At 66.2% G+C, this 16,421-nt stretch carries 14 protein-coding genes; 6 read left to right on the top strand and 8 right to left on the bottom strand.

The annotated features are described in order from the left end of the window. Positions 1–5: 5 nt before the first annotated feature. A complete protein-coding gene (locus MRBLMD1_RS13755) occupies positions 6–1,022 on the bottom strand; it encodes a LacI family DNA-binding transcriptional regulator (protein WP_364400519.1) in 1,017 nt (338 codons plus the stop codon). Between the two features lie 205 nt (positions 1,023–1,227). On the opposite strand from MRBLMD1_RS13755, the gene MRBLMD1_RS13750 reads away from it, so the two are divergent. The 5 genes from MRBLMD1_RS13750 (at position 1,228) to MRBLMD1_RS13730 (ending at position 7,289) form a co-directional block, all read left to right on the top strand. Beyond that, entirely contained in the window at positions 1,228–3,195 is a 1,968-nt protein-coding gene (locus tag MRBLMD1_RS13750; protein ID WP_364400516.1) for a glycoside hydrolase family 127 protein, read from the top strand. A 38-nt stretch (positions 3,196–3,233) separates the two neighbouring features. After that, on the top strand, positions 3,234–4,523 hold the full coding sequence (locus tag MRBLMD1_RS13745) for an ABC transporter substrate-binding protein (protein WP_364400513.1): 1,290 nt from the start codon (positions 3,234–3,236) through the stop codon (positions 4,521–4,523). Positions 4,524–4,584: 61 nt separating this feature from the next. Further along, complete coding sequence (locus MRBLMD1_RS13740; RefSeq protein ID WP_364400510.1) at positions 4,585–5,544, top strand: carbohydrate ABC transporter permease; 960 nt, start codon at positions 4,585–4,587, stop codon at positions 5,542–5,544. Positions 5,545–5,570: 26 nt separating this feature from the next. Next, positions 5,571–6,431, top strand: a complete 861-nt coding sequence (locus MRBLMD1_RS13735) for a carbohydrate ABC transporter permease (protein ID WP_364400507.1) — start codon at positions 5,571–5,573, stop codon at positions 6,429–6,431. Positions 6,432–6,551: 120 nt separating this feature from the next. Next, entirely contained in the window at positions 6,552–7,289 is a 738-nt protein-coding gene (locus MRBLMD1_RS13730; RefSeq protein WP_275181613.1) for a hypothetical protein, read from the top strand. Position 7,290: 1 nt separating this feature from the next. Here the strand turns inward: MRBLMD1_RS13730 and MRBLMD1_RS13725 are convergent, their stop codons facing one another. Next, positions 7,291–8,208, bottom strand: a complete 918-nt coding sequence (locus MRBLMD1_RS13725; RefSeq protein WP_159632732.1) for a CPBP family intramembrane glutamic endopeptidase — start codon at positions 8,206–8,208, stop codon at positions 7,291–7,293. Between the two features lie 15 nt (positions 8,209–8,223). Then, positions 8,224–9,273: a helix-turn-helix transcriptional regulator gene (locus tag MRBLMD1_RS13720; protein WP_364400504.1), complete on the bottom strand. Its 1,050-nt coding sequence runs from the start codon at positions 9,271–9,273 to the stop codon at positions 8,224–8,226. 169 nt (positions 9,274–9,442) lie between these two features. Here MRBLMD1_RS13720 and MRBLMD1_RS13715 point away from each other — a divergent pair, with 169 nt between their 5' ends. Next, entirely contained in the window at positions 9,443–9,877 is a 435-nt protein-coding gene (locus tag MRBLMD1_RS13715) for a nuclear transport factor 2 family protein (RefSeq protein ID WP_364400501.1), read from the top strand. Between the two features lie 11 nt (positions 9,878–9,888). Here the strand turns inward: MRBLMD1_RS13715 and ppsA are convergent, their stop codons facing one another. From ppsA to MRBLMD1_RS13690, 5 genes are all read right to left on the bottom strand, one after another. Beyond that, positions 9,889–12,300 (bottom strand): phosphoenolpyruvate synthase, encoded by a 2,412-nt coding sequence (ppsA, locus tag MRBLMD1_RS13710; RefSeq protein WP_364400498.1) that lies wholly within the window; start codon positions 12,298–12,300, stop codon positions 9,889–9,891. 146 nt (positions 12,301–12,446) lie between these two features. Continuing rightward, on the bottom strand, positions 12,447–13,265 hold the full coding sequence (locus MRBLMD1_RS13705) for a pyruvate, water dikinase regulatory protein (protein WP_141157907.1): 819 nt from the start codon (positions 13,263–13,265) through the stop codon (positions 12,447–12,449). A gap of 9 nt (positions 13,266–13,274) precedes the next feature. Next, on the bottom strand, positions 13,275–13,913 hold the full coding sequence (locus tag MRBLMD1_RS13700) for a LutC/YkgG family protein (protein ID WP_141157908.1): 639 nt from the start codon (positions 13,911–13,913) through the stop codon (positions 13,275–13,277). Continuing rightward, the gene (locus MRBLMD1_RS13695; protein ID WP_141180897.1) at positions 13,910–15,460 is read right to left on the bottom strand and encodes a LutB/LldF family L-lactate oxidation iron-sulfur protein; all 1,551 of its coding nucleotides are present in this window, start codon (positions 15,458–15,460) and stop codon (positions 13,910–13,912) included. Before MRBLMD1_RS13695 ends, MRBLMD1_RS13700 begins: the two co-directional genes overlap by 4 nt. Further along, positions 15,457–16,260, bottom strand: a complete 804-nt coding sequence (locus tag MRBLMD1_RS13690) for a (Fe-S)-binding protein (protein ID WP_224025246.1) — start codon at positions 16,258–16,260, stop codon at positions 15,457–15,459. The genes MRBLMD1_RS13695 and MRBLMD1_RS13690 overlap by 4 nt, the downstream gene beginning before the upstream one ends. Positions 16,261–16,421 lie beyond the last annotated feature (161 nt).

Raw genomic sequence — 16,421 nt, 5'->3', positions numbered from 1 at the left:
GCAGGTCACCTCGGCGGACCTGAGGACTCCCGGACGATGAGGTCGCAGTCCACAATGTGAACCCCTGGACGCGGGACCCCGTCCAGGGCTGACAACAGGGCCTCCCCCGCGCGGCGGCCGATCGTGGAAAGGTTCAGGTCCACGCTGGAAAGATGCGGCCGGTACCCATCGGTGAACGGGGACCAGTTGTCCACGCCGATCAGTGCTACATCGTCGGGGATCGACCGGCCGTGCCGTTCAAGTTCATAGGCGGCGCCCCGGGCGATCTGGTCGCTGCCACAGAAGATGGCGTCCACGTCCGGGTGGTTGGCCAGCAGCGCACGGACCCCGTTGTGGCCCCATTCCTCACTCCAGCTTCCATACCAGATGTCCCCCACTGGCTCCAGGCCCTGATCAGCCATGGCGGCAAGGAAACCTTCCGCACGCAGCGCGGCGGACGCATGGTTTTCCAGGCCGGTGATGTGGGCGAGTCGACGCCTGCCGGTCTTGATCAGGTGGTCAACGGCACGGCGGGCGCCGCCGCGCTCGTCCGCGGTGACTGAGCAGTCCAGCGGATCGGTTGACGGCGCAAAGGCATAGATGACTGGTACGGGCAGGTGCTCCCCCAGCGGCGTCCGCGGATCCACCTTGCGCCCGACGGCGATGATTCCATCAACCTGCCGTGCCAGGAGCGTACGCACGTAGTGCTGCTCCCGGATGGGGTCGTCCCGGCTGTCGCACAGGAAGCAGAGCATCTCCCCGAGGCCGAGCGCGTCCTCGACCCCGCGCAGAATGGGAATGCTGAAGCGTCCGTAACTGTCGGTGGTGATCACCCCCACTGTGTACGTCCTGCCACCGCGGATGCTTCGTGCTGCGCCATTGGGCAGCCAGCCAACTTCCTCCGCGGCAGCGCGGACGCGCAGCCGCGTCGACTCCCGCAGCTGGCCCGTGCCGTTCAAGGCCTTTGACACTGTTCCGGTCGAAACTCCCGCGAGCGCGGCTACCGCCGCTATGCCGGAATTACGGAAACTATTTTCCGACATGCCTCCCTCTCCTGACCCGGGAATACAAGCTCCCCCGACTGCACGAACTGCCTGTAATCCTTGTGCAGCCTATCAGAAACCGTTGACACATTAGACGCAGGCCACTTAGAGTCGGGCTTCGGAAGACGATTTCCTAATTTTCCGTTTCCGGATTTCCGGATTCTGTCGCATCACCCTTCGATTCACACCATGGAAGAGGTCATTGATGACATCTGTTCACGACATTCCGGCACCGGCCAGCGGCCAGGGGGCCAGCAACGGGACCGCAGCAGGGCCAGTCGGGGCGACGGCGTCCGGGCATTACGCGCTTCGCCCGCTGGCCTTCAACTCCGCGCGGCTGCGCCCGGAGGGACACCTGGGCAGCTGGCAGGAGCTCAACCGGACTGCCACCATCCCCCATTGCATAGAGAATGTGGAATCCAGCGGCGCCCTGGACAACTTCCGGCGCCTGGCCGGCGAGAGCGATGCGGCCTTCCGGGGTTTCTGGTTCCAGGACACAGACCTCTACAAGACGCTGGAGGCGGTGGGATGGGAGGCCGGCCGCCAGGCCGACCCGCGCTGGGAAGAGTACCTGGAGTCCGTGGGCACCCTCCTGGCCAAGGTGCAGGAGTCCGACGGCTACCTGAATACGTGGGTGCAAGGCGTCGAGCCCGGCCAGCGCTGGGACAAGCTCCAATGGAGCCATGAACTGTACACCGCCGGCCACCTGCTGCAGGCCGCCGTGGCAGCGGCCCGCACCACCGGAAACGGAACCATCGTGGAGGTGGCCCGCCGTGTTGCTGACTGCGTCGTGGAAACCTTCGGCCCGGGCGGCGTCGAAAAGATTGACGGCCACCCGGAAGTAGAAACGGCACTGGTGGAGCTCTACCGCCTGACCGGAGACAAACGCTACCTCGATACGGCGGTCCGGCAACTGGACCTGCGCGGCCACGGCATCCTGCCCGACGACAGGTTCGGCCGCCAGTATTTCCAGGACCACCTTCCCATTCGCAAGGCAGCCCAGGAAGCAACCGGGCACGCGGTGCGGCAGGTTTACCTCTCAACCGGAGTAGCCGATGCCTACCTCGAAAACGGTGATCGGTCCCTGCTGGAGGCCGCCGAATCGCTATGGGAGAACATATTTTCCCAAAAGGCCTATCTGACCGGCGCCCTGGGATCGCGCCACCGGGACGAGGCGTTCGGGGACGCCTTTGAGCTGCCACCGGACCGCGCCTACGCCGAGACCTGCGCCTCCATAGCGAGCCTGCACTTCAGCTGGCGCCTGCTGCTCGCCACAGGCAATGGCAAATATGCCGATGAGATGGAACGGGCCCTCTACAACGGCATCGCCTCCTCGACCTCCCTGGAGGGCAACAGCTTCTTCTACTCGAATCCGCTGCAGCTGCGCACCGGCCACGACGGATCCACCGAGGACGCGCCGTCGGAACGCCTGTCCTGGTACGCGTGCGCCTGCTGCCCGCCGAACCTGGCACGACTGGTGGCGTCCCTGCACCACTACGTGGCCACGCAGGATGAGTCCGGGCTGCAGCTTCAGCTGCTGCATGACGGCGAGGTGCGCGCTTCGGGCGAGCCTTTCGGTGGTGAAGTATCAGTTGCCACCACAACGGATTACCCGTGGGACGAGACGGCCAGCATCGAGGTTACGGCCCCTGCCGGCGAATGGACGCTTTCTGTGCGCATCCCTTCCTGGTGCGAGCACCCCCAGGTTGTGATTGACGGCTCCGCGGTGGAGGCCGCGCCGGACGCACTGGGCTATATCCGGTTGCACCGCGACTGGGAAGGCAGGACCACAGTCCTGCTCACACTACCCATGCCGGCCCGTATTGTTAGCGCTAACCCACGTGTTGACGCCGTCCGCGGAACCGTCGCCCTGGCGCGTGGACCTGTCGTCTATTGCCTGGAGCAACACGACCAGGCAGACGGCGTCGTACTTGAAGACCTTGCCATCGACGCGGCCGCTCCAGTGGAAATCATCCCCGCGGACGGCATCCCGGGGGTGCGAACGATACTCAAGGCCGCAGGAGTGGCCCGTACCCCGGGGCAGCAACCGCTCTACCGAACCCACGGAGCTGATGCCGTGGAGCAGCGGCCCGTCGCACTGACTGCCATTCCGTATTTCCGCTGGGCCAACCGCGGTCCGGCCGCCATGCGGGTCTGGATCCCCGTCGCCTAGCTGCACCGCCACACCATCCCTATGAAGAGGAACAGCATATGAAACGCACAAAACTCGCCGCAGCACTGGCGCTGGCGGCATCCCTCACCCTCACAGCCACCGGCTGCGGCGGACCTTCCGGCTCAGACACGCTGCAGGCCTCCTCCGGCGGGGAGCCCAGCGGGACCATCACGCTTTGGGCACGCGATTCGCAGAAAGGATTCATGGACATCCTTGCGGATGCCTACAACAAGTCGCACAAGGCCCAGGTCCAGGTGACCATCGTGCCCAGCGGAAACTTCGTACAGAAATTCGGCACCGCCACCGCCGGCGGGTCGGGACCGGACGTGGCATCGATCGACCTGGTCTACCTGCCCTACTTCGCGTCCACCGGCGTCTTGCAGGACATCACGGACGAGGCATTCAAACTGCCGTACAAGGACAAGCTCAGCCCGTCCCACGCCCGACTCTCCACCTGGGAGGACAAGACCTACGCCCTGCCCTTCACGGCGGAAGCGTCCGTGCTGTTCTACAACAAGGAACTCTTTCAAAAGGCGGGCCTTGATCCCGCCAAGCCGCCGGCCAACTACGAGGAAATCCTCAGCGCAGCCAAGAAAATACGTGCACTGGGACCGGACACCTACGGCTTCACCATGGCCGGACAATGCGGCGGCTGCAACATCTTCGAGTTCACACCCAGCGTCTGGGCCAGCGGTGGTGACGTGCTCTCCGCCGATGGCAAGACCGCCAAGCTGGATTCCCCCGAGGTAACCAAGGCGTTGACGTTCTACAAGCAGATGCACGACGCCGGCGTGATGCCGGAGGCGGCGAAGACCGACTCCGGCACAGCCCAGCCCGCCCTGTTCCAGGCCGGAAAAGTGGGCATGGTGGTGCTCGGTGCCTTCTTCACGCAGACCTTGAACACGGACAAGAAGATCGACTACGGCATCGCCCCGATCCCGGGCGAGAACGGCGGGTCGGCCTCCTTTGCGGGTGGTGACAACATTGCCGTCACCACGGGATCGAAGAACAAGCCTGCGGCATGGGACTTCGTGAAGTGGGCCACCGGCGACGAGGCCCAGACCCTGCTGGCCAAGAATTCCATCGTTCCTGTCAGGACCGACCTGGTGAAGAGCGTCTATGCCTCGGCGGACCCCCGCAACGAGATTTTCAGCAAGGCGCTCGAAACCGGAAAGACACCATACAGCGTCGTGGAAAACAAGTTGTTCAACGACAACAACGGGCCCTGGGCCACCATGATCAACGAGGCCGTATTCGGCGGCGACGTCCAGGCCGCGCAGCAGAAGGCGCAGCAGGCCGCCCAGCAGATTATCCAGACCGGACCCTGACATTCCACGGGTGCTGCCGCAGACCGCGGCAGCACCCGTCTTGTCCTAAAGGAGAACTACCTTGGCACACAACACCATCGTGACGGCGCGGCCCGGCAAGATCAGACGCCCGTCGGTGCCTCCGCGCCCCCGGGGGCGCCGGAGGACCCTTTCCACCTCGCGCAGCAGGCTCGGCGCCGCGGTGGTCACCCCGGCTCTGATCCTCCTCACCGTCTTCTTCTTCCTGCCCGTGGTCCTGATGCTGTGGATGTCCCTGAACCGCTGGCCGCTGCTGGGAAAGATCGGCTTCATCGGCCTGGGAAATTACACAACCGCATTCCAGGACCAGGACTTCCTGCGTGCGGCGGGGTTTACCCTGCTTTACACGCTGATCATGACTCCCCTGCTGCTGGTCATCGGAATCGCGCTGGCACTGCTCATCCGGCGCCCTGGAAAAGCATCCAGGGTCTTTCAGTCCATCTATTTCCTGCCGGTGGTGGTCGGCTTCGCCGCCGCCGGCTACCTGTGGCTCTTCATGGCCCAGCCCAACATCGGGCCCATGCTGGACTTACTCACCCGCAGCGGGTTGGCATCGCACTCGGACAACTGGTTCGGCACCTTCGCCACCGCATTGGGCATCGTATGCGCAATGGTGGTCTGGAAGGTCGCCGGCATGCAGATGCTGCTGCTGAACTCCGGGCTGCAGTCCATACCCGTTGAGCTCGAGGAAGCGGCCAGGATCGACGGTGCCAGCCGGACGCAGGTGTTCCGGTACATCATCCTGCCGCTGCTGCGGCCCACTCTCGCCCTGGTGCTGGTCTTTTCGGTGTCCGGTTCCCTGCTGGCCTTCGACCAGTTCTACATCATGACCAGCGGCGGTCCGGCCAACCAGACCATCACCGCGGTCTACCACATCTACCGGGTTTCCTTCCAGGGCTTCCAGCTCGGCTACGGCGCCGCGCTCTCGGCCCTGCTGATGATCGTGCTCGCGATCGTCAGCGCCATCCAGATGCTCATTCTCCGCAACTCGGACCACAACTAGTCCACCACTTCGGAAACGGACCCCTCATGACTTCACTGCAGTCCAGTCTTCGCCCGGTGCCGCGCGCAGCCTGGTGGATCATCAATGTCAGCCTTGCGGCCCTGTTCCTCTACCCGTTCTGGGTGGTGGTCTCCCAGTCAATCAAGTCCCCCGCCGAGGCCGCGGCCGCTCCGCCGACGCTGTTCCCCGGTTCTTTCTCCTGGGGCAACTTCGCCAAGCTCTTCAGCAACGAGAACGGGGGCGTGGGCTTCATCCAGCAGCTCGGCAACAGCGTCATGGTCTCCATCGGCGCCACCCTCCTGACCATCGTGCTAAGCACGCTTGCGGGCTACGGTTTCGCCAGGTTGCGGTTCCGTGGCAGCAACTTGCTGTTCTTCGCCACGCTGGCCACCTTCATGATTCCCTTCCAGGCGGTCATCACGCCGCTGTACCTGGTGCTGCACCAGATTGGGCTGACCAACAACCTTCTGGGCCTGATGCTCGTCTACACCACCTTCAACCTGCCCTTCGGCATTTTCCTGATGCGAAACTCTTTCGCCGCGCTGCCGTCGAGCATCGAGGAAGCCGCCTTGGTGGACGGGTGCGGCGTGCTTCGGGCGATGGTCCGGGTGCTGCTTCCAGTGGCGATTCCGGGGGTAATCAGCACCGCACTGTTCATCTTCTTCGCCTCGTGGAACGAGTTCTTCGCGGCGCTGATCCTGATGACCGACCAGTCCAAGTACACGCTTCCCGTCGCCTTGAACGTGCTCTCCAGCGGCACCTTTGGGACGTTGGACTGGGGAGCGCTGCAGGCCGGCGTCGCGGTGACCATCATCCCGTGCATCGTCATCTACGTCCTGCTCCAGAAGTACTACGTGCGAGGCATGCTCACGGGCGCCATGAAATAAGCCCTGGGACCAGGCAAAGGAAGCTTACGCCCCATAACACCCACCCGGACTCGACGTCCGTTGTAGCCGCGCGGGGCCGGGCGTAAACTCAGCCCACCATCCATGGGGAGGCGAATAGCCATGAAGACCATCCGGACGCGGGCCCTCGAAGCGGAACACCAGGCCACGCTCACTCCCGGCGACGACGAACGGTTCTCCGGATACGGCGTGATGGGGCTGACGTTCAGCACCGGCCACGTCCTGGCCATGCGGCGCTTCCCCGTGACCAGCGTGGGCCCGGGCTACACCTCGGTCTGGCTGCGCAGGCCCTCCGGCTCCTGGACCATCTACGCGAACGCAGCACCGGATGTCTCCTGCGCCCGCTATTTCAGCGCCGGCCTCACCGATGCCGTCCAGTGCGACGTCGGCGTCGACTGGACCGGCGACACATCCTTCACCGTGACCATCGGCCAGGAAGTGGACCTCACCTGGGACGTGGAACTCGGATCGACGCCCATCACCGCTGCCATGAGCGCGGTGATGACGGCGCTGCCCAACAAGCTTTTGTCCAACAAGGCATTCCTGAAGTCGATGGGCTCCGCCGCCGGCCCCATGCTCAGCGCTGGACACCTCGGACTGACGGGCAGTGTTCCCAACAAACAGGGCTTCCGGGCCAAACCCCGGCGCATGTGGTTCATCTCCCGCAGCACGGCAACCCTCGGCGGCGAGGACCTCGGCACCCCGCAGCCACTCACCGTGCAGACCAGGCTGGGTGATTTCTGGATCCCCCAGCGCGGCATCTTCGTGATTGGCGCCTCGTCCTTCGACCGGTTCGATCCTGCGCAGCATCTTCCCGCCACCACCCGCAAGACCCCGTAAGCTACCTTCGCCGCCGCGGCGGCCGGTGCCGGGACCGGACGTGGATCGGCAGGAACCGCCGCGGACCCGTCATCTCGCCCCGGCTGGTCAGTGCCACGGCGGCTACCAGCAGCCACATGGTGGCCGCCTGCCCCCACGGGTAGACCTGCTGGGGAACTCCCGGTGCCAGGGGGTTGAGGATGAACTGGAATGCCGCCAGGCTGGCGTGCATCACCGCCGCCACGAACACGCTCCCCGTGTGCTCGTAGACCCAGACCATGAGCACCCGGTAGGCCGTCAGCTGGCCAACCAGGACACCGGCAACCCACAGCGGCATGAAGACCGCCAGCGGCACGCCGCCGTTCGTCCCGCCACCACCCCAGTAGTTCACGAAGAAGTGCCAGGCGCCCCACAGCACCCCCACCAGGACTCCCGTCCAGAGAACGCTGTAGCGCTGCCTGGCCCTGGGAATGGCGAACCCGGTCCACCCGATCTCCTCGAAGAGCCCGGCCACCAGCCCCAGGACCAATCCCGTGACGAGTGTTCCAACCCTGTCCGGCTCCGTGGCAATCCGCGGGGCATAATCCAGGGACGATATCCAGAGCACCAGCACGGGTGCGGCCAGCGTCACCGGAGCGGCCAGCAGGGCGAAAAGGTACCAGCGCCCCTCGACCCGCCAGATCAGCAGCCGCGCCCAAAGCTCCCGGTACCCTTCCCGTCCCGACACGATTCCTGTCAGGACCAGGCCTGCCACCGCGGGCCCCAGCAGCATGGCCGGCACGGTGGCGGGGATGGTGCGCTGGAACTGTTCGGGTGTGGGCGACAGGCCGCCGGTGACCATCCACACGGCCGCCACGATGGCTCCCCAGGACAGGAGGAAGGTCACGGCGGAGTACCACGGCAACGGGTGCCTGCGCATGGAATCCGCCAGCGCATGCATGCGTCCTCCCTTCCCTCACGCCACGAGCCGGGCCACCAGCTCGCCCCGGCTCCCGACGCCCACTTTTTCGAAGACCGATTTCAGGTGGTCGTGCACGGTATGCGGGGAGATGAACAGGTGCCCGGCGATCTCCGCGGTGGAACCGCCCGACAACACCTCCAGGCAGACGTCCCGCTCCCGTGCCGTGACGCCGTACGCCATCAGCAGCAGGCTGGCGAGTTCATGGGTGGTGGCAGGTTCCACGGTCACCACCATCTGCTCCGGGTCATCGCCGGTGATCAACCGGCTGGCCTGCAGCACCACCCAGCTGTTCCCGGCGCCGCGCATCCTCGCCCGGGCCGTCCCGGATGCTGCGGCGTGCGCCTGCGCCACCACCCCCAGGAGCGTTTGGCTGAAGCGGCCGGGCGCCGCGTCCTCCACCGCGGCCAACCAGGACGCAGCCGCGGGCGTGGCTGCACGCAAGTCCCCGTGCAGCCCGGCCAGGACAATGACGGGCCCGACGGCGGCGGGCCAGGCTGGGTGCGCCACGCGGACGGCCGCCCTGGTCGCCGCAGCCAGGGTGGCGGACACCGCGCCCAGGAATTCCACCTCCCGGTCGGTGAAGTCGCGGCCGCCTTCCCGGAAGATGCTGCCCACTCCCCAGCACGCATCGTCCACCCGGAACGCGGCACGCAGCTCATGTTCCAGGCCCAGGGGCTTGAGCAGATCGTTGATCCGGACACTGCGCACCACCTCCCGGTGCGGCGCGTCCGAAATCCTGGCGATCGGGCGGGGACGCCGCAGCAGTTCCACGAACGTGTTCGGCTCCCGGCCGGTGTACTCGGACTGGGCAAAACGCAGGAAATATTCCTCGAACTGATGGCTGGCCACGGGCCACGGCTGCCAGTTGGTGATGGAGGTCATCACCATGGAGTCGGGGTCGACGGCGGCCCAGCAGCCCTGCTCGAACGGCACCTCCCGCTGCACGACGGCCAGCGCCGCCGCGTAGAGGCCGGCCAGGTCCATCCCGCCGGCGGCCATGGCGGCGATGTCGCGCCGGGCACGCTCCGCGCGCTCCTCCCACATACCTCCAGTATCGTCCCGGCGGCCAGCGCGGCAATCCCCTGATTTGGGGGTTTCCGGCCGTGACCCGAAACCCCCGGCGAGGGGATCGCAGCGGTGCGTTCCGCCGTCGTACGTTTCCTTCATGGACGCGGGCACCAGGCCCGGCGCCGACACATCAATGGAGGCTGTAATGGGACAGGCACGCGACGTCATGGACCGGCTGATGGCGGCCATGGATGCAAAGGACAGGGAAACACTGGCGGGCTGTTACGCCGTGGACGCCGTGGTCCGCACCCCGGACCACGACGCGATCACCGGCCAACAAGCCATCGCGGACTATTACTCGCACTTCTGGGAAGCCATGCCTGACGTCAGGTACGAACGGACAGCCACGCATGAGGCCGGAGACGTGGCCGTCGCCGAAGGCTTTGTGGTGGGCACGAACACCGGGCAGCTGCGCCTGCCCACCGGCGGTACGCTGCCGCCCACCGGACGGCAGCTCAGGGTCAGGAGCTGCGACGTCACTGCGGTGAAGGACGGCGTGATTACCTCGCACCACGCCGACTTCGACCAGACGGAACTCCTGGGCCGGCTCGGGCTGCTGCCCGAGCCGGCCCAGGGGTAAGGGGCTACCCGCTATACGCCGGCAGCCGCGGCGACGTTCGGCGTCTCCTCCGACGCCCCGGCGAGCCGGATCCAGGTGTCCACCACGGTGTCCGGGTTCAGCGAGACGGAATTGACGCCTTCCTTCACCAGCCACTCGGCGAAGTCCGGGTGGTCGCTGGGGCCCTGGCCGCAGATGCCCACGTACTTTCCGCGGGCGCGGCAGGCCTTGATGGCCATGCTGAGCAGCTTCTTGACGGCCGCGTCCCGCTCATCGAAGCTGTTGGCCACGATGGCCGAGTCGCGGTCCAGGCCCAGGGTCAGCTGGGTCATGTCGTTGGAGCCAATCGAGAAGCCGTCGAAGTGCTCCAGGAACTCGTCGGCCAGCAGGGCGTTGGACGGCAGCTCGCACATCATGATCACTTCGAGGCCGTTTTCGCCGCGGCGCAGGCCGTTCTCGGCGAGCAGTTCGATGACGCCCTGCGCCTCGTCCAGGGTCCGCACGAACGGGATCATCAGCTTGACGTTGGTCAGGCCCATCTCGTTGCGGACAAAGGACAGCGCCTCGCACTCAAGGTCGAAGCAGTCCCGGAAGGACGGCTCCAGGTACCGGGACGCGCCGCGGAAACCGATCATCGGGTTCTCTTCGTGCGGCTCGTAGGCCGGTCCACCGATCAGGTTGGCGTACTCGTTCGACTTGAAGTCGGACATGCGCACGATCACCGGCTCCGGCGCGAATGCCGCGGCGATGGTGGCCACGCCTTCGGCCAGCCGCTTGATGTAGTAGTCGCGGGGGCTGTCGTAGGCGCTGATCCGCTCCCGGATCTCGGCGGCCACGTCCTCGGGCTGGCTGTCCAGGTTCAGCAGGGCCTTGGGGTGGATGCCGATCTGCCGGTTGATGATGAACTCCAGCCGCGCCAGGCCCACGCCGTGGTTGGGAAGCTGGGCGAAGGTGAACGCCTGCTCCGGGGTGCCGACGTTCATCATGACCTTCACCGGCGCCTCGGGCAGCTGGGTGATGCCGGTTTCCTCAACACTGAAGTCCAGCAGGCCCTGGTAGATGGTGCCGGTCTCGCCGTCGGCGCAGGAGACAGTGACCTCCTGGCCGTCGGACAGCGAGTCAGTGGCGTTGCCGGTGCCCACGACGGCGGGAATCCCCAGTTCGCGGGCGATGATGGCGGCGTGGCAGGTACGGCCGCCGCGGTTGGTGACGATGGCGGAGGCTCGCTTCATGATGGGTTCCCAGTCGGGGTCCGTCATATCCGCCACCAGGACGTCGCCGGTCTGGAAGGAGGCCATCTGGTCGATGGAGGTGAGGATCCGGACCTTGCCGGCGCCGATCCGCTGGCCGATGGCACGGCCCTCCACCAGCACGGGACCGCTTTCGTTCAGGCGGAACCGGCTCATGCTGCCGGGGGCGCGGCGTGACTGCACGGTTTCCGGGCGTGCCTGCAGGATGTACAGGCCGCCGTCGGTCCCGTCCTTGCCCCACTCAATGTCCATGGGACGGCCGTAGTGCTTCTCAATGGCGACGGCGTGCCGTGCAAGCTGCTCCACGTCGTCGTCCGTCAGGCTGAAGCGTGCGCGCAGGGAGTCCTCGACAGGGACGAAATCGATGGTGCGGCCGATCTCGCTGCTGTTGGTGTACGTCATCTGCAGGGCCTTCTCGCCGAGGCCGCGCTTGAGGATCGCCGGGCGGCCGGCCTCCAGGGCGGGCTTGTAGACGTAGAACTCGTCCGGGTTCACGGCACCCTGCACCACGGCTTCGCCCAGCCCGTAGGAGGAGGTGACGAACACGGCGTCCTGGAAGCCGGACTCGGTGTCCATGGTGAACATGACACCGGACGCACCGACGTCGGAACGCACCATGCGCTGGATGCCGGCGGAGAGTGCCACCTCGGCGTGCTCGAACTTGTGGTGCACGCGGTAGGCGATGGCGCGGTCGTTGTAGAGGGAGGCGAAGACGTCCTTGATGGCCTGCAGGATGTTCTCGATCCCACGGACGTTCAGGAAGGTTTCCTGCTGCCCGGCGAAGGAGGCATCGGGGAGGTCCTCCGCGGTGGCGCTGGACCGTACGGCCCAGGACAGGTCGGCGGAGCCGGCGTGCTTGTCCACCAGCTGCTGGTACGCCTCGCGGACCTGCGCCTCGAAGTCCGGCAGGAAGGGGGTATCGCGGACCAGGGAGCGGATTTCCTGGCCGGCGGCGGCCAGGGCCGTCACGTCATCGGTGTCCAGACCCACCAGCCGGTCGGCAATCTTCTGGTCCAGGCCGGAATCGGACAGGAACCTGCGGTACGCGTCGGCCGTGGTGGCGAACCCGTCCGGAACCTGGACGCCGGCAGAGGTCAGGTTCTGCACCATCTCGCCCAGGGAGGCGTTCTTGCCGCCCACCTTGTCCAGGTCCTTGAGTCCGAGTTCAGAGAACCACAGAACGTCAGTCGTCATATTTACTGCTCCTTTGCAGAGGGTGGCGTAGGCATCGCCGGCCGCGCACGGTAGTGCCGGCCGGAAGAAAGATCCAGCTAACAGTTTCAGGTCTGCAGCGGACTTTCCACATGATGTGCGCTACGCCACGTTTGTGAAATTCCGGGCTAGTGCTTGAGGTTCATCCGCTGCAGGATGGTGGCCGCCATCTCCTCCACGGAGACGGTGGCCGAATTCAGGTACGGAATGCGGTGCGAGACGTACAGCTGCTCGGCGCTGCGCAGCTCAAAACCGCACTGCCGCAGGGACGCATACGGGGAGCTGGGCCGCCGTTCGGTCCGGATCTGGCTGAGGCGCAGCGGGTTGGAGGACAGGCCGAAACACTTCGACACGAAAGGCCGCAGCGGCTTGGGCAGCCCGTCGTGCTGGAAGTCTTCATCCACCAGTGGAAAGTTTGCGGCGAAGATCCCGTGCTGCAGCGCCAGGTACATGGTGGTGGGCGTCTTGCCGCACCGGGACGGGGCCACCAGGATCACCTGGGCCTTCTCCAGCGCACGCAGGCTCTGCCCGTCGTCGTGCTCCATCGCGTACTCCACCGCCGCCATCCGGGACTGGTAGCGCGCGGCGTTCCCCAGCCCGTGCGCCCGGCCCGGTTCGCCGCTGGCCGGTGCCCCCAGCGCCTGTTCCAGGACCCCCACGTGCGTACCGATCAGGTCCACGATGACACCCTTGCAGCCGGCCAGGATCTGCCGTATCTCGCTGCTGACGGCGGTGGAAAAGACCAGCGGCTGCGGCCCTGTGGCAGCCAGGCCGTCAATGGTCCGGACTACGGACCGGGCCTGTTCAGCCGTGGTGATGAAGGGGATGGTGACGCGGTCGAAGTTGTCCACGGGGAACTGCGTCAGCAGCGTATTCCCCAGGGTTTCCGCGGTGATGCCGGTGCTGTCCGACAGGAAGTAGACAGGCCGTAGAGCAGCAGTGGTCATGGGATGACTCTAGCGGGCAATGATGACGTCCAGCCTGCGCGGGCCATGGACGCCCTCCACGCGTTCAAGCTCGATGTCGCTGGTGGCACTCGGTCCGCTGATCATCGTGATGGGCCGGGTCCCGTCGATCCGGCCCAGCGCCTCGGGCAGGATCCCGGTAATATCGGCGGCCTTCACCACGCAGATATGGTGGTCCGGGACCAGGCTGATGGCGCGGCGGCCCTGGTTGGCGCTGCCGTCCAGGATGATGGTTCCCGTCTCCGCGACGGCCACGGCGCTGCCGGTCACCACGGCATCGATGCCATCGAGCTCGGCGACGCTGAGCGGTGCCGCCGGAGAGTCGACGCGGCGGCGGGACCCGCCGCCGCCGCCTTCATCGGTCCCTGCCAGCCATCCGGCGTCGAACCCTTCGGGCACGACGAAGCTGTTCGCCCCGTCAAGGAGCGAGGCAATCCGTGCGGGCACCTCCGTTTCCGGAACCACCGCCACCTGCGCCTTGTAGTCCACCAGCCGGTCCACCAGGAGCTCGATGAGTGCGTCCGTGTCGAGTTCCGATGCTGCCCGGTAGTCCCGCGGAATCTGCGGCGCCTGCGGGCTGTCCTGCAATGCGGCCCTGATCCGGGAGAGGATGTCTTCGCGTGCGGTCATTGCGGGGTTTCCTTTGTGTCTGGGGACGGCGTACGGGACGGACCGGCTTCCGGTGTGCCGGGAGCGTCGCCGGCGTTCCGGTGTTCCTTGGCCCACCAGTCCCGGAATGACTGTGCCGGGGGCGCCGGGATGTCGCGGCTTTGGGTCCAGCCGGCGGCGATGCCGGGCAGCTTGGTGATCTTCCTGTCCGGCCCCGCGGCCAGGCGGCCCAGCGGCAGCCCCTTCTCCACCAGGCCCAGGCGTTTGCCGGAGGACAAAGCCCAGGATGCGGCTTTCATGCCCACGTCCATCTGGCTGGGGACCTTCTTCTTCCCGCGTTTGCTGTCCACATCCACGCTGCGCAGGTGCACCAGGATGTCCGGGATGTTGATCTTGACGGGGCAGGCGTCGTAGCAGGCACCGCACAGGGAGGAGGCGTACGGCAGGGAGTTGTTTTCCTCCGCCTGGATGCCGGTGAGCAGCGGGGAAAGAATCGCGCCGATGGGGCCCGGGTAGGTGGAGCCGTAGGCGTGGCCGCCCGTGCGCTCGTACACCGGGCAGACGTTCATGCAGGCGCTGCAGCGGATGCAGTGCAGGGCGGAGCGGCCCATTTCGTCGGCGAGCGCGGCGCTGCGGCCGTTGTCCAGGAGCACCAGGTGCACGTTCTGCGGCCCGTCGCCCTCCGTCACTCCGGTCCACAGGGAGGTGTACGGGTTCATCCGTTCCCCGGTGGAAGAACGCGGGAGCAGCTGCATGAACACTTCCAGGTCCTGCCAGGTGGGCAGCAGCTTCTCGATGCCCATCACCGTGATCAGCGTTTCCGGAAGCGTGAGGCACATGCGGCCGTTGCCTTCGGATTCCACGACTGCCAGGGTGCCGGAATCGGCAAGGGCGAAGTTGGCCCCGGACACGGCTACCTTCGCCGTGAGGAACTTCCGGCGCAGGTGCTCGCGGGCAGCCATGGCCAGGACGGAGGGATCGTCGGTCAGCGCAGGATCGGCACCGGGCATTTCGCGGAGGAAGATGTCCCGGATTTCGGTGCGGTTCTTGTGGATGGCGGGAACCAGGATGTGGCTGGGCTTGTCGTGGTCCAGCTGGACGATGAGCTCGGCGAGGTCGGTTTCGAAGGCCCCGATGCCCTGCTCCTCGAGGTACTCGTTGAGCCCGATTTCCTGGGTGGCCATGGACTTGATCTTGACCACTTCGGTTTCGCCGGTGTCCCGGACCAGTCCGGCCACGATTTCGTTGGCTTCCCCGGCGTCGCGTGCCCAGTGGATCACGCCGCCGCGTGCGGTGAAGTTCGTTTCAAACTCCTCCAGGAGCTCGGGCAGCCTGGACATCACCGCCTGCTTGATGGCGGACCCCGCATCACGCAGCTGTTCCCAGTCAGGCAGTTCGGAGACCACCGCCTGGCGCTTGTCGCGGATGGTGTGGGTGGCATGGCCAAGGTTGGCGCGCAACTGCGCGTTGCCCAGTTCACGGTGCGCCGCCGTGGGGAAGGACTCCCCGGCGAACAGGTTGCCCGAGCCGAAGGCCGGCAGGGAGGGCATTCCCAGGAAGGTGGTCATCGCAGGGCCTTTCCGGTGGAGACGCGGACTTCGCCGGTGACGGACGCCGGTTCTTCCAAGGTGCTGGCGAGGATTTCAGCCAGGTGGAGGGTGGTGGTGGAGCTGCCCTGGCGGGACAGTCCGCCGCCGATGTGCATCAGGCAGGAGGCGTCCCCGCCGGTGCAGAGCTCGGCCCCGGTGGACTCGATGTTGGCCGCCTTGTCCTGGAGCATGGCCGACGAAACATCGGCGTTCTTCACGGAAAACGTGCCGCCGAAGCCGCAGCACTGGTCCTGTTCGGGCAGCTCGGCAAGGTCGATTCCCTGCACGGTCCGCAGCAGGCGGGACTGCCTGTCCCCGAGCCGCAGCAGCCGCATCCCGTGGCAGCTGGGATGGTAGGTCACCCGGTGCGGGAAGTAGGAACCCAGCTGCGCCCCGGCGTCGGTCACGCCCAGCACGTCCACCAGGAGTTCGGACAGCTCGTAGGTTTTGGTGCCGACGGCGGTGGCCCGGGCTTCCAGGGCAGCGTCGCCGCAGGCGCGCGCCACCATGGGGTGCTGGTGCTTCACCGAGGCCACGCAGGACCCGGACGGGGCGACCGCGACGTCGTAGTCCGCGGTATCGAATGCGGCCACGTGGTTGGCGACCACCGGGACGGCTTCTTTGAGGTAGCCGCTGTTGACGTGCATCTGGCCGCAGCAGGCCTGGCCGGCGGGGAACACCACTTCGTGTCCCAGCCGCTCCAGGATCCTGACGGTGGCCTTCGCCGTGGCCGGGTACATCGCGTCCACGATGCAGGTGGCGAACAAGGCAATTCTCATGACGGCCTTCCGGAAGGGTGAGGGTATGGTCTGACCACAGTAGACCACGTGATGGCGGCCACTGACAACCCCACCGGCGAAGGGTGAACCGGCTCACACTTTGGCCGAAAGTGGGCTACACTTCCGTGGTCGGACCATTGTGGTCTGACCAAAGCCATCCC

Source organism: Pseudarthrobacter sp. LMD1-1-1.1, from assembly GCF_040676255.1.
GTDB lineage: Bacteria > Actinomycetota > Actinomycetes > Actinomycetales > Micrococcaceae > Arthrobacter.
Note: the sequence above shows the minus strand (reverse complement) of the source record. Positions and strands in the feature narration are given on the sequence as shown.

What these genes read in the sequence shown, in the direction of transcription:
- MRBLMD1_RS13720 (WP_364400504.1), bottom strand. Translation starts at nt 9,273, where the DNA reads ATGTGGGAGGAGCGCGCGGAGCGTGCCCGGCGCGACATCGCCGCCATG.
- MRBLMD1_RS13690 (WP_224025246.1), bottom strand. Translation starts at nt 16,260, where the DNA reads ATGAGAATTGCCTTGTTCGCCACCTGCATCGTGGACGCGATGTACCCG.
- MRBLMD1_RS13700 (WP_141157908.1), bottom strand. Translation starts at nt 13,913, where the DNA reads ATGACCGCACGCGAAGACATCCTCTCCCGGATCAGGGCCGCATTGCAG.
- MRBLMD1_RS13745 (WP_364400513.1), top strand. Translation starts at nt 3,234, where the DNA reads ATGAAACGCACAAAACTCGCCGCAGCACTGGCGCTGGCGGCATCCCTC.
- MRBLMD1_RS13735 (WP_364400507.1), top strand. Translation starts at nt 5,571, where the DNA reads ATGACTTCACTGCAGTCCAGTCTTCGCCCGGTGCCGCGCGCAGCCTGG.
- MRBLMD1_RS13705 (WP_141157907.1), bottom strand. Translation starts at nt 13,265, where the DNA reads ATGACCACTGCTGCTCTACGGCCTGTCTACTTCCTGTCGGACAGCACC.
- MRBLMD1_RS13725 (WP_159632732.1), bottom strand. Translation starts at nt 8,208, where the DNA reads ATGCATGCGCTGGCGGATTCCATGCGCAGGCACCCGTTGCCGTGGTAC.
- MRBLMD1_RS13715 (WP_364400501.1), top strand. Translation starts at nt 9,443, where the DNA reads ATGGGACAGGCACGCGACGTCATGGACCGGCTGATGGCGGCCATGGAT.
- MRBLMD1_RS13730 (WP_275181613.1), top strand. Translation starts at nt 6,552, where the DNA reads ATGAAGACCATCCGGACGCGGGCCCTCGAAGCGGAACACCAGGCCACG.
- MRBLMD1_RS13755 (WP_364400519.1), bottom strand. Translation starts at nt 1,022, where the DNA reads ATGTCGGAAAATAGTTTCCGTAATTCCGGCATAGCGGCGGTAGCCGCG.
- ppsA (WP_364400498.1), bottom strand. Translation starts at nt 12,300, where the DNA reads ATGACGACTGACGTTCTGTGGTTCTCTGAACTCGGACTCAAGGACCTG.
- MRBLMD1_RS13750 (WP_364400516.1), top strand. Translation starts at nt 1,228, where the DNA reads ATGACATCTGTTCACGACATTCCGGCACCGGCCAGCGGCCAGGGGGCC.
- MRBLMD1_RS13695 (WP_141180897.1), bottom strand. Translation starts at nt 15,460, where the DNA reads ATGACCACCTTCCTGGGAATGCCCTCCCTGCCGGCCTTCGGCTCGGGC.